Raw genomic sequence first — 15,387 nt, 5'->3', positions numbered from 1 at the left:
GTGGGGCGACCCGCGGGCCGCCTCACCGATGCTTATGGACTACTTGATGTAATCCTGCATACCCGGCTCAAGCTCGGTTGCGCCGGACGGTACGGACTTAATCTCAACGCGCTCGGCGTTGGATGGCAGTGCGTTGCCAGTCTCTTCAGGTTGCTGACCCTGAACCTCGACGCTGCGGCCGTGGCCATTGTCAGAGTTGCCGCCCTGAGGAGCATCCTGACCCTTGTCCTCGTGACCATTGCCGCCATTGTGGCCGTCGGTGTGCTTGCCGTTGCCACCATCGTGGTTACCGGTGTTGTCACCGTGGCCACCGTTGTGGTTGCCGTGGTCATTATGGTCGTGGTGATCCTTGATGATCTTGCCCAGGCCGATACCCGGAATCAGGATGAGCCACCACGGAGTCTTGCCCTTGGAAGAACCATGGGAAGAACCGTTAGAGGAACCATCCGAAGAACCGCCTGGGGTGTCCTGATCGTGAACCTCGTGCGAGGTTACGGTCTGATCCTCATCGTTGATGTCCTTGTGCTCAGCAATGTGGTTCGGCTTCTCCGGAGTTACATCCGGGGTGTCCTCACCCTTGTCGTTGACCTCAGTGGAGGTGAGCTCCTCGAAGGCAACCGCAGCCTGGACAGGCTCCTTCACATCATCGTTAACGGTGATGGTGACAGGCTCCATACCCTTGGACTTCTTCGGGGTGAAGGTAGCTTCACCGGTACCCAGAACAGACTTGCCGTCCTTCTTGTTAATGAGCTCAGCCTTCAGGGTGTATTCCTTACCCGGAACCAGACCCTCGTAGGTGACCTCATCAACAATCTTGGCACCAGCAACAACAGCGTGGGAACCCTTCTCGAAGTCAGCGTTGGTGGTGATCTTCGGAGTCTTCTCAGAATCCTCAGAGGTCACAGTCTGATCTTCGTCATTGATGTCCTTGTGCTCACCAACCGGATTCGGGTTGTCCTCATCGGTCGGGTTGTTTTCACCGTGCTTATCCACCTGGGTGGAAGTCAGCGTCTCGAAAGCAACCGCAGCCTCAACCGGCTCGGTCACATCATCGTTGACAACAATAGTGACAGCCTCAGTACCGTTAGCCTCATCCGGGGTGAACTTGTGACCCTTGGTCTCGCCAAGAACGGTCTTGCCGTCTTCCTTAGAAATCAGCTGCGCATCCAGAGTGTACTGCTTACCCGGAACCAGACCCTCGTAAGAAACCTGGTCCACAACCTTGGCACCAGCAACAACCTCACGCAGGTCGCCCTCGAAGTCCGCGTTGGTGGAAACCTTCGGGGTGTCCTTCTCGTCGTTGTCACCAGGGGTACCCGGCTCGTTAGGCTCGGTCGACTCAGAAGGCTCGCTCGGCTTCTCCGGAGTGGTAGAACCGCAGTCCGAAGGCTTATCAGACTCAGAGGTCTCGGAAGCTTCAGAAGACGTGGTCTCTACAGACTCGGACTCAGAAGGCTCGCTGGACTCAGACTCAGACGGTTCCTCAGACTCGGAAGGCTGCTCGCTCTCAGAGTCACCTGGCTCTTCAGACTCACAAGTCTTGTCGCCGTCATCAGGCGTACCTGGGACGTCGTCCTTCGGGGTGGTGGTCTCCGGAGCAGAGGTCTCCGGCTCATCCTCGGAGGTTACGGTCTGATCCTCGTCGTTGATGTCCTTGTGCTCACCGATTTCATTCGGCTTGTCATTGTCCGGGGTGTCCTCACCCTTGTCATTGACAACCTTGGAAGTCAGAGTCTCGAAGGCAACTGCAGCCTCAACCGGCTCGGTCACATCATCATTGACGGTGATGGTGACAGCCTCGACACCGTCAGCCGCTTCCGGCTTGAAGGTATGACCCTTAGTCTCACCCAGAACAGTCTTGCCGTCTTCCTTGGAAATCAGCTGGGCATCCAGGGAGTATTCCTTACCCGGAACCAGACCCTCGTAGGAAACCTGGTCCACAATCTCGGCACCAGCAACAACCTCGCGCAGGTCGCCCTCGAAGTCCGCGTTGGTAGAAACAATCGCGTTCTTGTGGGAGGTTACGGTCTGGTTCTCGTCGTTGATGTCCTTGTGCTCAGCGATGTCATTCGGGTTCTCCGGAGTGGTATCCGGAGTGTCCTCACCCTTGTCGTTGACGTCGGTGGAGGTCAGTTCCTCGAAGGCAACCGCAGCCTCAACCGGCTCCTTCACGTCGTCAGAAACAGTGATCTCAACCTTGGCCTGACCATTAGCGGACTCAGGCTTAACAGTAGCCTCGCCCTTGCCCAGAACGGTCTTGCCGTCCTTCTTGGAAATCAGCTCAGCATTGAGCTTGTATTCCTTACCCGGAATCAGGTTGAAGTAATCGACGGTGTCGATGACCGTAGCACCAGCAACAACTTCCTTGGAGCCGTCTGCAAAGTCCGCATTGGTGGAAATGCGCGGCTTGGAGGTTACAGTCTGGTCCTTGTCGTTGATGTCATCGTGCTTAGCGATGTCATTCGGGGTGCCCTCGTCGGTCGGCTCATCGTCGCCATTCTCGTTGACCTCGGTGGAGGTCAAGTACTCGAACGCAACAGCTGCCTGGACCGGCTCGGTCACATCATCGTTGACAACAATAGTGACAGCCTCAGTACCGTTAGCCTCATCCGGGGTGAACTTGTGACCCTTGGTCTCGCCAAGAACGGTCTTGCCGTCTTCCTTAGAAATCAGCTGCGCATCCAGAGTGTACTGCTTACCCGGAACCAGACCCTCGTAAGAAACCTGGTCCACGACCTTGGCACCAGCAACAACCTCACGCAGGCCGCCCTCGAAGTCAGCATTGGTGGAGATCTTCGGGGTGTCCTTCTCCTCGTCGTCACCAGGGGTACCCGGTTCGTTAGGCTCGGTCGACTCAGAAGGCTCGGTCGGCTTATCCGGGGTCGTCGACTCGCCGTCCGAAGGCTTGTCAGACTCAGAGGTCTCGGAAGCTTCAGAAGCCGTGGTCTCTACAGACTCGGACTCAGAAGGCTCACTGGACTCAGACGGTTCCTCAGACTCGGAAGGCTTCTCACTCTCAGAGTCACCCGGCTCCTCAGACTCGCTGGTCTTGTCGCCGTCATCAGGCGTCTCTGGGACGTCGTCCTTCGGGGTGGTGGTCTCCGGAGTAGAGGTCTCCGGCTCATCCTCGGAGGTTACGGTCTGGTCATCGTCATCGATATTGGTGTGCTCGGCGATGTCATTCTTCTCACCAGTGGTGGAATCCTCGCCGTCCTTGTTAACAGCAGTGGAGGTCAGGTACTCGAAAGCAACTGCCTCGTCAACGGCCTCGGTAACACCCTCATCAACGGTGATCTCAACCTCTACCTCGCCCTTAGAAGCAGAAGGTACGAAGGTCTTTTCACCGTGGCCGATTACCGGGTAGTCACCAGTGGTCTCGTCCTTGACCTTGGAACGCAGCTCTGCATTCAGAGTGTATTCCTTGCCAGCAACCAGGTCGTTGTACTTAACCTTATCGGTAATGACGGTGCCAGCCTTGATCTCATCACCCTCAGCCTTCTCAGCCTTGGTGCCGATGGATGGCTCCATCTTAGAAGTTACGGTCTGCGCCTCATCATCGATGTCGCGGTGATCGGTAATCTTCTTCTCTTCGTCAGAGTTCGGAGTTTCCTTACCGTTCTCATCGACCTGCTTGGAGTAGAGGTCCTCGAATGCGACGGCTGCCTTGATGACGCCCTTAACATCGTCGTTGACCTTGATGTCAACGACCTGCTCACCAGCAGATTTCTTCGGGGTGAAGGTTACATCGCCCTTGCCGACGACCGGGTAGTCACCGTTCTCATCGGCAGCCTTGTTATGCAGCTCAGCCTTCAGGGTGTATTCCTTACCCGGAACCAAGTCGGTGTAGGTAACGGTGTCCTTGACGGTAACGCCAGCCTTAACCTGCTTAGCGTTGTCAAAGTCAGCGTTGGTGTGGATAGACGGGGTCCACTTGGTGTTAACGGTCTGCTTCTCATCGTTGATGTTTTCGTGAGTAGCAATCTCGTTCTCATCGGTGGAGCCAGAGGTCTCGTTGCCATCCTTGTCTACCTCGGTAGATACAAGCTTCTCGAAGGCAACCGCAGCGTCAACAGCAGGATCTGCCTTGTCGTTGACGGTGATCTCAACTTCCTTCTCACCGGCGGACTCTTCCGGAACGAGTTCCGCAGAGCCTTCACCCAGTACGGTCTTGCCATCGGCCTTGGAGATCAGCTTTGCCTTCAGGGTGTACTTCTTACCCGGAACTAGATCCTTATACGTCACAGTGTCAATAACCGTGGCGCCCTTTTCCACACGGTTGCCATCCTTGATCTTGGCCTCCGTCTTAATCTCCGGATTAAGATCCTTCTCCTGCTCTTCAGTACCTGGAACCGGAGCGGTCGGCTCGGTCACCTTGGTGGTCTCGTCAGGAGAGGTCGGTTCAGTAGTGGAATCCTTCGGAGTGGTCTCCTCAGTGTTAGACGGCTCAGAATCAGTAGTCGTCTCGCTGTTAGGAGTAGTCTCCTCACCCGGATTTTCAGGAGTGGTCTCATCGGACGGATTTTCCTCCGTGTTCGGAGCCTCCGGAGAAGTTGTTGGCTCTTCGGTGTCACCACCATTATCAGGCTCATCAGGCAGACCAGGCTGGTCTACCGGAATAACGCTTTGAGCACGTGAGCCGCGATTGTTGTTCGGATGTACAACAGTAATATACGCATCTGCAGGTTGCTTTGCGATCTCCGTCTCCGAGTCTTTTACAAGCTTTGGGATAGCTGAGGTTCCTTCAATCTTATACCCCGTAAGCTCCGTAAACTCTTCGTGGGACCCAGTAAACGCCGGGAAATATTTTTTGCTGTTCTCTATGATGGTCTCATAGGGTTGGTTCTTTGGATTTTGTCCCGGCGAATTGTAGAACATCAACAGGTAGACGTAATAGTTAGCAGCTGACTTGCTATCCCCCCGTGCAGCTGCGGCTTCCATCTTCCGGCCGAGATTAATCACGGCGTCGTGATATTCCTTTTTATACTCAAGTTTCGTAGCGTTCTTTTTTTCGTACGACTCTTTCGTGTTTAGAGGAGTAGGAGCATGTGGCTCAATACACCACGCCCAGCCCACATCGTTCTTGTCACTTCCGCCATTGCCGAAGCCTTTTCCTGCCGGCTTTCCCGCCCAAACAAGCAGACCCCAATCATAGTCCGCAGCGAAATGCTGTGGGTTCTTTTCCTCCTTGAAGTTTTCGTCACCCAGTGTCGTGTTGGGTACAAAATCGGCAGGCTCAGCAGCCTCCGCCTTGACCCCCGGAACGGTGACCATGGCCGCGATTACCGCAATTGCAGCAAGCACTGCGGTAAAGACCATCCACCCCTCTCGGGATATATTTCTTAACTTACTCATTCTTTCCTCTTCGAGCGGTACAAATACTTACATTCGTTTTCCTGTACAGCGAGTGTCTTCGCTGAACAGAACCTGAAATTGAGACTTGAACACACTGCGGTTAATCAGGGTTTTGAACCCGAATCTGGATTAACTCTTATTGTGCTCTCAGCATGATATCACGGGAAAATTTAAGGCGCCAGCCAGAAAGCTTTAGAAAACTGCAGGTTATGCAGGATTTCTAATTTCATACCCACAGGTAGATGCACTTATTTCCACGGTTAACCTAGGTTTAAATACGTATGTTCAATGTATCCTAGGCTTTTCTTAAGGTCGGGACAGCACACCAATGGCTTAATCAATACTAAGATTAGCTTTAACAAGACCTACGTAGATATTTCTTTACGCTGCGCTTTATCTAATTTCTTGCAAATTTTAGAGAGGGGGGATTGCACGCAATTTCTTCGCGTCACCCCGCTACCATCCCCAGAAAGTTGGTGTTACAGGTGTAACTGCATGGCATTCGATAAGAGTGTACGCACGTTCGACATTTTAGAAATGTAGTAATCCTTAACCCTTTTGCCTCTCATCTCCAAGAAGGGCTGTGTGAGCGAAAACTCTGCCTAAGGTCGTCACAATCACACTTAGGACCCCCAAATAGGGAGTGAGGGAGAATTGGGCAAAGAAAAATCCGCACGGGCGTCGACAAGCGGATGCTTTACCGAGGCCGCAGTGCGGATCCTGGAATGAACTAGGCCTTAAAGAACGGCAGTAACCCGGTAGCCCTTTTCCTGCAGGAGCTGGGAAACCGCCTCAAAAGTATCGCCATCCTTGTCCGGGTTGTAGGTCTCCGGGTTCAGGGCAATATGGGCGGTGTCGCCTTCGTAACGGACGCTGATGAAGTCGTAGCCGGCTTCGGCATGGGCGGCGTCGATAAGCGCCTGCACGTCGTCGTTGTTGCCCTGCCCAGCAACGGCAACCTGCTCCTGCTCAGGAGCCGGCGCAGCCTCCTGCGCCGGGGCGCCCAGGCCGAAGAAGCCCATAATCGTGGCTAGCAGGCCGCTCACAAGCTTGATAATCATTGAAGTAACTCCCTGTGTAGTAATACGCGGGAATAGGGCCCGCGAAAGCTGAAAACTCTCAGTACTTAAAGTAATCTTAACTTTAGCTTAGTGTCTAGTTACATTCAACAGGGAAAGCCTTAATTCACCACGCCATGGCCCTGTGTGCGGTTAAGGGTCGATGAAAACGCCACAGCGCCCGTGCTCCGTCTCAATGACGGGACACGGGCGCTTTCACTCAATTAGGTCTCAATCCCTTAGAGGGACCAAGAGCTGGGCAGGGATAGCAACCTTTGTTGTCTGCTTGGAGGGCTAGAAGAAGCATCGTGCAGAGAGCCAGTTCAGCTGTGCTAGACAGTGGGGCTCTCACACCACCTCAGTGAGGACTACGGCCTTACTGGTCTTCCATCACATCATGACGAATGATGGTCTGGTCGCGGCCCGGACCAACGCCGATATAGGAGATACGGCAGCCAGACAGCTCTTCCAAGCGCAGGACGTAATCCTGCGCCTTCTGCGGCAGCTCCTCAAAGGTGGAGCACTCCGTGATGTCCTCATCCCAGGCCGGCATGGTCTCGAAGATGGGCTCGGCGTGGTGGAACTCGGACTGGGTAAGCGGCAGTTCGTCATAGCGCTTGCCATCGACGTCATAAGCCACGCAGATCGGGATCTCGCCAATGCCGGTAAGAACGTCCAGCTTGGTCAGGAAGTAATCGGTAAAGCCGTTAACGCGGGTGGCATAGCGCGCCACAACGGAGTCATACCAACCACAACGGCGCTTGCGGCCGGTGTTCACACCAATCTCGCCGCCTGTGGTCTGCAGGTACTCACCCCACTTATCAAAGAGCTCGGTGGGGAACGGGCCGGCACCCACGCGGGTGGTGTAAGCCTTGATGATGCCCAGCGAGGTCTTGATGCGGGTAGGGCCAATGCCGGAGCCTACGGAAGCACCACCGGCGGTCGGGTTAGACGAGGTCACAAACGGGTAGGTGCCGTGGTCCACGTCGAGCATGGTGGCCTGGCCGCCCTCCATGAGCACGTGCTTGCCGGCCTCGAGGGCCTGGTTGAGCTCCAGCTCGGCGTCGATAACCATCGGGCGCAGGCGGTCGCGGTAGCTCAGGAAGTACTCCACAATCTGGTCCGCCTCGATGGCCTTGCGGTTATACATCTTCACCAGCATCTGGTTCTTAATATCCAGGGCGGATTCTACCTTCTGGCGCAGGATGGACTCATCAAAAATGTCCTGCACGCGGATGCCAATGCGCGCGACCTTATCGGCGTAGGTCGGGCCAATGCCGCGGCCGGTGGTGCCGATAGCGCGCTTGCCCAGGAAGCGTTCCTGCACGCGGTCCAGGGTCTGATGGTACGGCGCCACCAGGTGCGCATTGGCGGAAATCTTCAGGCGCGAGGCGTTCGCGCCGCGGGCCTCAAGGCCATCAATCTCATCAAAGAGCGCCTCAAGGTTGATCACTACGCCATTGCCCAGCACTGGGGTGGCGTTCTCGGACAAAATGCCGGCCGGCAGGAGCTTCAGCTCGTATTTTTCGCCGCCTACCACGACGGTATGGCCGGCGTTATTACCGCCGTTCGGCTTGACCACGTAGTCAACCTTGCCGCCGAGGATGTCGGTCGCTTTGCCCTTGCCTTCGTCGCCCCACTGGGCGCCGACAATGACGATCGCTGCCATTGTTTAGTCACTTCCTCATTATTGAAGCCAAAATACTCTCCAACTTTACACTTTCCCGGCGCAAAAAGCCCGCGTAGCATTGTCCGCATGCGTTTTTTGTTCCTCCGTTGCGGCGCCCCGGGCGTGGCCATGCCTGCCGACGCCCACGACCTCTCCCCCATCCCTACCCGCAAAGAGCTCGCGCTTATCGACGCCTTCCTCAGCCCCCTCCTCCCCACAGACCCCACTCCCTCGCTCGATGACATCGCCGCGCAACCCGACGTCCGCCACCTCGGCGCCCCCGAACCTGCCCCACAAGCCCCACACTTAGCTGAGCCCGCCCGCATCGTCGTCGCCGGCTCCGACGCCGCCCTCTCGGCCGTGCTGACCCGCCTCATGCGCTCCGACCGCCTCTGGGCCGAGGTCGCTTTCATCCCCGTCCCCTCGGCCGCAGCCTCTGCCCCCTCAACCACCGCGCCGACCGCCTCCCCCGCATCCGCCACATCCGCGGCCGCGCAGAACTGGGGAATTCCCACCTCCCCGGCCGAGGCCCTCGACTTCGCCCGCACGGCCCCGGTCCGCCCTGCGCCGCTCATCCGCAACGATTCCGGCCTCGCCGTCGCTGGCTCCGCCACTATTTCGGACGCCGCAAATGGCTCTTTCACCGGCGAAATCATCATCGACGACCACACCCTAGCCGCCACTTCCCCCAAAACCTTTGGCGCGCGCCTCGTCCCGATGACCGACGCCCCCGGCATCCTCGCCGCCCGCGCCACCTCCCCCGTCGAGTCGCAGGGCCGCCTGCGCTCGCTCCTGCGCAAGCCCGGTCAGCTCGACCCCGAATCCGTCAGCACCGGCCGCGCCGTCCAGGCCGGCGGCCCGCAGCTGCGCGTCATCGTCGATTCCGTCCCCCACAAGCGCCCGGTGACCCGCGTGACGTTCTACCGCCACCTGCGCGATCTCCAAATCGTCCGCCCTTAGCTCACGCGGCGTCCTTGTCTGCGCGCGACGTCTTTATCTACGCGCGAGGACGCTTGTCCTCGCGCCCCCACACCTCCGGCGGGTAGGCCGGGTGCTGCGAGGTCGGCACGAGGTGCGCCACGGCCGACTCGCGCGAGAGACCGCACACCATCAGCATGTCCACCACGATGGAGCGCGTTTGGCCCAGAATCATATAGGCCGATAGCGTGCCTTCCCTGTCAATGATGTCCAGCCCGGCGCGCCCGCCTACGATGCGCAGGCGCTGCACCAGGTCCGGAATTTCAATCGCCTCATCGTGCCCATGCTTCTTGCCCTGGCCGTAGAGCTCACTAATCGCGAGCATGATTTCAGAAAGCTCATCGAGCAACTCCACCTGCTCGTCCGAAACCTTGTCGCGGTCCTCCGTTAGGCCCAACGCCTGGCGGGAGAGCACGCGCACGCCGCGGACCGCGTTATCCACCGGCAACAGGATGCGCTCCAGCGAGCGAATGCTGCGCCGCGAGGCCCACAACAGCGGCGAGACCTCCGAGGCCTCCCTACCCGATTGCGCCGCGCTCAGCAGAGTATTGATGCTATTTTGCGTACCGCGTACCGCCTCGCGCGCGTCGCGGATGACGGCGGGGTCTTGGTGGCGGATGCCATACGTGACGTCGGCAAGAATGCTCGAGGCAATTTTTAACACCTTCGAGACCTCGCGCCGCGCTTCCACCAACGGAGAATTGGGAATCAGCGCAATGGTGATAAGGCCAATGCCAGAGCCGATCATCGCGTCAATCGCGCGGTGCAGGCCGCCTGGGCCCTCTGTGGGTGGGAAAATCGTGGCGATCAAAATCGCGCCAAAGACAATTTGGTTGGTCACCAGCGGCGACTTGGTCAAAAACGAGCCCACCACCAGGCCCGCGCCCACAATGAAGAAAATCTGAAACGGCCCCTGCCCCACAATTTGGAAGAGCAGGTCGCCCACGGCCACGCCAATGATGCCGCCAATCGACATCTCCAGCGCCTTTTTCATCCTGTCCCCGCCCGAAAGCCCCAGAATGATGACCGCGGAAATCGGTGCGAAGAACGGCTGCGGGTGCCCCACCACATCGCCGGCTACCCAGTACGCGAGCGCCGCGCCGATAGTCGCCTGGACGATGTAGACAAACCGCGAGCGGATGCGGTTCACCCGCGAGAGCACCGAGCGGTCAATCACCCGCAGCTTTTGCCGCGTTGAGACTCTTTCCTTCGCTTCCGACATGCCTTCCAGCATAGAAGACCGCCCTTACCATCGCCGCCGTCCCCGCGCATCTCGGCCGCCGGCCGGCTTGTGGATAGCTCTTGCCGACGCCCCCTTTTCCCCACCTATCCACAATTTCGCCCTTCCCGGCCGCGCACCGCTTGTTCGGCCCTCGCGTGCCCTTTAGCTTCGGCCGTGTGAACACCGAATTTCTCTTGCTATGCCGCCGCGGCGTCGATCTCGTCGCCGAATTCCAGGGCTGCTCCGAAGACTCACTTCTCGAGGCCGGGGCCAGCCCCCTTCTGGCTTCCCAGCTCGCCCGCCTGCAGCACGTCTACTTCGGCCGCACGTCCAATACCCGCAAGCAGCGCCTCGCGCGCGATGCCGCCCGCACCCGTGCCCATGACCTCACCACGCTCGATAGCATCGAGTCCTATACCCGCCGCGTGCGCGACACCAGCCGCGCCTGGGACCTGCGCCTAGAACTGTGTCGCACCGAGGCGCGCCTCATCCCTTCTGTGGCCAAGAAGCTCCTCAAACAGCTCAATCCGCCGCGCCGCCCCGAGCCCGGCGTGCGCTATACCCGCCGCCCCGACGGACCCCACACCATCTCCATTACGGCCGATCCCACCGATATCGCCGATATCAAGGGCGTGCTCTCCTCGGTCAACAAAGATGATCCCCTCGCGGCTGCCAAGAAGGTCCTTCTCGAGGGCAACCCCGGCGCACTGCCGGCCGTGCACACCAACGTCATCCTCACCCTGGACCAGCTCGACCGCATCGTCGCCGCGCCTCCCGACGCCTCCGATATCACCCTCCAGCTCACCAACGGCGCCCGCATGACCGGCGCGCAACTCGTCGCTCGTGCCTTAGCCCAGCGCGGCTATGTCAGCCTCGTTCACCCCGAGCACGGCCCGGTGAACCTGTACCGCACCGAGCGCATGGCCACGTGGAAGCAGCGCATGCTCGCCGCAGCCGAGCACCCCGTGTGCGCGTGGCCGGGCTGCAATACGCCTGCCGACGACGCCCAAGTCCACCACCTCACCGCCTGGTCCGCCGGTGGGTCTACCAACCAAGAAAATCTGGTCACCTTGTGCGCGCACCACAACGCCGTCAACCAAGATGACCCCTCCCGGCCAACGGAACGCGGCCGCATGGTACGCATCGACGGCCGCGTCGCCTGGGTACCGCCGTGGAGCAATACCCCGCGCTTCGTCCCCAGCCCCGCTAGGCCGCCAAACCCCAACCACAATCCCACCCCCACACACAACCCCTAACTGCGCCGGCCGAGAGCACGAAAAAGCCGCCTCCCACGCGGGGAAGCGGCTCATTCGGCATGCCTATGTGCGAGGCTGCCTCAACTTAAAGCAGTGTGGAGCAGCTAAGGGCAATTACTTGGAAATGGACTTGCCCACAGAGTGCAGGTCCTGGCAGGACTCGATGACGCGCTCGGACATGCCCTGCTCTGCCTTCTTCAGGTAGGAACGTGGGTCGTAGACCTTCTTGTTGCCAACCTCGCCGTCGATCTTGAATACGCCGTCGTAGTTCTCCATCATGTGGCGAGCGATCGGGTTGGTAAATGCGTACTGGGTATCGGTATCTACGTTCATCTTGATGACACCGTAGCGCAGAGCCTCTTCGATCTTTTCCTTCTCGGAGCCGGAGCCACCGTGGAAGACGAAGTCGAATGCGTACTCGTCCTCACCCAGGCCGAGCTTCTTCTGTGCGACCTTCTGGCCCTCGAGCAGGACCTCTGGGCGAAGCTTCACGTTGCCTGGCTTGTAGACGCCGTGAACGTTGCCGAAAGTAGCAGCCAGCATGTAGCGGCCCTTCTCACCGGTGCCTAGAGCATCGATGGTCTTCTCAAAGTCCTCTGGGGAGGTGTAGAGGTTAGCGCCCGCCTTGGCCTGGACGCCGTCCTCTTCGCCGCCGACGACGCCGATTTCGGCCTCGAGGATGACGTGAGCGTTCTTAGCCTTCTCCAGCAGCTCCTGTGCGATGACCAGGTTCTCGTCGATTGGAATAGCGGAGCCGTCCCACATGTGGGACTGGAACAGTGGGTTCTCGCCGCGGTCGACGCGCTCCTGGGAGATTGCCAGCAGTGGGCGGACGTACTCATCGAGTACCTCCTTCTGGCAGTGGTCGGTGTGCAGCGCGATATTCACGCCGTAGTGCTTGGCGGCCTCATGAGCGAATGCGGCCAGTGCCTGAGCACCCTTGACCTTGTCCTTCACAGCCAGACCGGAGCCGAAGGCGGCACCGCCGGTGGAGAACTGGATGATGCCGTCGGACTCGGCCTCAGCAAAGCCCTTCAGAGCTGCGTTAATGGTCTCAGATGAGGTGCAGTTGATAGCTGGGAACGCGAAGCCATTCTTCTTCGCGGTATCCAGCATCTCGTTATAGACCTCAGGGGTTGCAATTGGCATGAGTTTCCATCCTTAAAAAGTGGGTTTGTGGTCAAACACGTTCCAGCACCCAAGTATGCCCGTTTCACGGAAATTCTGCCGCAAAAACCGTGTGACATTTTCGACCCGCTCATTTCCGGAGCCAATCCCCCTCTGAAAAGCGTGGATTATTTAGACATGTCCCGCGTCACGCGGGCGCAGGCCTCCATCAGCATCCACCCGGATAGTTGCACGGACAGATCACGCTCGTCCACGCGGATGATGCCGACCTTCTCACTCATGGTGCGCCGGCCGAAGCCGTAGTTATGCGGCAGGCGCGCATCGGACAACCAGTCGGATCCGAAAATCGGCAGGCCGTCGACCTCGAGGCGATGCTCCCACACCGACTCGGCCGAGGCCACCACCATGCGCGCGGCCAGCTTTTTCGTCGCGCGGTTGGCGGGGGAATCGCCGGGCAGGCGCACAGCGACGTCGGCAAGATAGCGCATCAAAATTCCCTTAAACAGGCCACCGTCGCCATCGCCGGTCTCCCAGTCCACCACGCCCGAAGGCGTAGCCATTCCCGAAGCCACGGTCTGCACCAAGCCCCGGATGCGGATGATGTAATCCATCATCTCGGAAGCCATCTCGGCCTCGTGCACGCTGTCGATGTGCTCCAGATCGCCCACGCCGGCCTTTTCCCGCAGCGCCAGCACGATTTCCAGGCACGCACCGAGCACTACGCCCTGGCAGTAGGGGTGGATGTTTTTTACCACCTCAGGGCCGTCCATGCGCATGCGGACGCCGTCCATGATGTAGCCGTCGTCGTCAAGCAGGTGGTCATAGATCCAGTCAACAATGTGGCGTGCTTCCTCAATGCGCCCCATCCGCGCGAGCATGATGGCGCCTGGGCCGTTGGAGGGCACGTTCATGAAATTCTCGCCTAGGCGCCACGGCAGCACGCCAAGGGTTTCATCGAGGCCTTCGTGGATATTGCGCTGCAGGGCCGCTAGTCGCTTGGGTGTTTTTGCCTTCTTCAGGCTCTCCACACGGCCGAAGGCCAGCGCGAGCCAGGCCTTGTCGTCGTAGTACTTATTCTTTGTCAGCTGAGCGAGGTTGCGGATGCGAATGCCGCGCAAGGTGTCATAGATGCGGTGGCGGCGCACCTTGGTGTTATTGCGCAGCGCCGCATCGACGAGGCAGTCCAGGTAGTGGGCCTGCCACCAGTAGTGCCAGTGGACAAAGAGTTTTTCCTTCGTGGTGGGCGGCCAGCTAACCACCGCTAGATTGGTGCGAGGCAGGCCCCACACAGAGTGCGCGTGGCGCTCATTGATGGCGGCCTCTGCGAGTTCGGCGCGGTGAGCCCATTTTTCTTCCACGGTTCCTCAATCACTCCAGTCGCACGGGTAGATACAGCTAGTGTAGCGATCTTCCTACCAAGAATTTTCCAGATCGGCGTGCTGGCGGATCCAGGCGTGCATGGCGATGCCGGCCGCGACACCCGCGTTGATGGAGCGGGTGGAGCCAAATTGGGCGATGGAGCAGGTCATCACCGCGGCATCTTGGGCTGCTTGTGTTACGCCGGGGCCTTCCTGGCCGAAGAGCAGCAGGCTGCGCTCCGGCAGCTCGGCCGTTTCCAGGGGCACGCAACCGGGGGTGTTGTCGATGGCAACGACGGTAAGGCCCTCCTCGGCCGCCCACGCAATAAGCTTCTCGACGCTCTCGTGGTGCATCAAGTGCTGGTACCTATCCGTGACCATTGCCCCGCGGCGATTCCACCGCCGCCGGCCGACGATGTGCACGGTATCGACGGCGAAGGCGTTGGCGGTGCGCACGACGGTGCCGATATTGGCGTCGTTTTCGAAGTTCTCGATGGCGATGTGCAGGCTATGCCGGCGCTTATCGATGTCCTCCTTGATCGCTTCCCTGCTCCAGTAGCGGTAGGCGTCGACGACGTTGCGACGGTCGCCTTCGGCAAGCAGCTCTGGATCGTATTTCGCGGCCTCCGGCCCTTGCGGCAGCGGACCTTCCCAGGGGCCTACGCCATGGCGGCCCTCGTTCCACTCGGTCGGGCCCTTGGCTTGGTCGGCCGCGCCATCTGCGTTAGGCGAGGTCAAGGTCGCCCAGGCCCAGCAGGGAGCGGTACTCGAGGCCTTCTGCGGCGATGACGTCGCCGGCCCCGGTCTCGCGGTCCACAACGGTCGCCACGCCCACGACCTCGGCGCCGGCCTCGCGCAGCGCGGCCACGGCGGTCAGCGGGGAGTTACCGGTAGTGGTGGTGTCTTCTACGACAAGAACCTTCTTGCCTTCTACGTCCGCGCCCTCGATGCGGCGCTGCATGCCGTGCTTCTTGGCTTCTTTGCGCACGACGAAGGCGTCGATATCGCGGCCCTCGGCATGCATGATGGAGGTAGCAACCGGGTCGGCACCGAGAGTCAGGCCACCGACGGCCGCGAAATCCCAATCTGCGGTCAGCTCGCGCAGCAGGGCACCGATGAGGCGGGAGGCTTCGTGATGCAAGGTAGCGCGGCGGAGATCCACGTAGTAGTCAGCTTCCTTGCCCGAGGACAGGGTCACCTTGCCGTGGACGACGGCCAGTTCCTTGACCAGTTCGGCGAGGCGGGCCTTCTTCTCGGCGTCCAGGTTCTGGGCGTGCGCGTTCTGGGCGTTGGTGGTGTGAGAATCCACAGTCATCTGCTCCTTGTTGTGGTTCGGGGGCGGCGGCCGGCCGCCGGTATCGGACTC

General features: G+C 59.4%; 10 protein-coding genes. 2 read left to right on the top strand and 8 right to left on the bottom strand.

The window, feature by feature from the left end; genetic code table 11:
* Positions 1–39: 39 nt before the first annotated feature.
* The 3 genes from QP909_RS07010 to QP909_RS07000 form a co-directional block, all read right to left on the bottom strand.
* Positions 40–5,352, bottom strand: coding sequence for a VaFE repeat-containing surface-anchored protein (locus QP909_RS07010; protein WP_284766685.1), 5,313 nt, complete (start codon positions 5,350–5,352; stop codon positions 40–42).
* Between the two features lie 737 nt (positions 5,353–6,089).
* Positions 6,090–6,413, bottom strand: a complete 324-nt coding sequence (locus QP909_RS07005) for a hypothetical protein (protein ID WP_023019986.1) — start codon at positions 6,411–6,413, stop codon at positions 6,090–6,092.
* 373 nt (positions 6,414–6,786) lie between these two features.
* Positions 6,787–8,079, bottom strand: coding sequence for an adenylosuccinate synthase (locus tag QP909_RS07000; RefSeq protein ID WP_005325555.1), 1,293 nt, complete (start codon positions 8,077–8,079; stop codon positions 6,787–6,789).
* Between the two features lie 87 nt (positions 8,080–8,166).
* Between QP909_RS07000 and QP909_RS06995 the strand changes: the two genes are divergently transcribed.
* Positions 8,167–9,039, top strand: a complete 873-nt coding sequence (locus tag QP909_RS06995) for a hypothetical protein (RefSeq protein ID WP_284766684.1) — start codon at positions 8,167–8,169, stop codon at positions 9,037–9,039.
* Positions 9,040–9,076: 37 nt separating this feature from the next.
* Here the strand turns inward: QP909_RS06995 and QP909_RS06990 are convergent, their stop codons facing one another.
* Positions 9,077–10,291 (bottom strand): FUSC family protein, encoded by a 1,215-nt coding sequence (locus tag QP909_RS06990; protein WP_284766683.1) that lies wholly within the window; start codon positions 10,289–10,291, stop codon positions 9,077–9,079.
* Positions 10,292–10,455: 164 nt separating this feature from the next.
* Between QP909_RS06990 and QP909_RS06985 the strand changes: the two genes are divergently transcribed.
* Positions 10,456–11,535: an HNH endonuclease signature motif containing protein gene (locus QP909_RS06985; RefSeq protein WP_284766682.1), complete on the top strand. Its 1,080-nt coding sequence runs from the start codon at positions 10,456–10,458 to the stop codon at positions 11,533–11,535.
* A 114-nt stretch (positions 11,536–11,649) separates the two neighbouring features.
* On the opposite strand, the gene fbaA is transcribed toward QP909_RS06985, so the two are convergent.
* The 4 genes from fbaA to pyrE form a co-directional block, all read right to left on the bottom strand.
* Positions 11,650–12,684 (bottom strand): class II fructose-bisphosphate aldolase, encoded by a 1,035-nt coding sequence (gene fbaA / locus QP909_RS06980; protein ID WP_284766681.1) that lies wholly within the window; start codon positions 12,682–12,684, stop codon positions 11,650–11,652.
* A 146-nt stretch (positions 12,685–12,830) separates the two neighbouring features.
* Positions 12,831–14,021: a glycoside hydrolase family 76 protein gene (locus QP909_RS06975; RefSeq protein ID WP_284766680.1), complete on the bottom strand. Its 1,191-nt coding sequence runs from the start codon at positions 14,019–14,021 to the stop codon at positions 12,831–12,833.
* Positions 14,022–14,075: 54 nt separating this feature from the next.
* Positions 14,076–14,759 (bottom strand): TrmH family RNA methyltransferase, encoded by a 684-nt coding sequence (locus QP909_RS06970; protein ID WP_284766679.1) that lies wholly within the window; start codon positions 14,757–14,759, stop codon positions 14,076–14,078.
* Positions 14,746–15,336, bottom strand: a complete 591-nt coding sequence (gene pyrE / locus QP909_RS06965) for an orotate phosphoribosyltransferase (protein ID WP_005325539.1) — start codon at positions 15,334–15,336, stop codon at positions 14,746–14,748. Before pyrE ends, QP909_RS06970 begins: the two co-directional genes overlap by 14 nt.
* Positions 15,337–15,387 lie beyond the last annotated feature (51 nt).

Origin of the sequence: Corynebacterium sp. MSK195, from assembly GCF_030228885.1 — a bacterium.
GTDB lineage: Bacteria > Actinomycetota > Actinomycetes > Mycobacteriales > Mycobacteriaceae > Corynebacterium.
The sequence above is the reverse complement of the archived record's forward strand: the minus strand, read 5'-3'. Positions and strand labels throughout refer to the sequence as shown.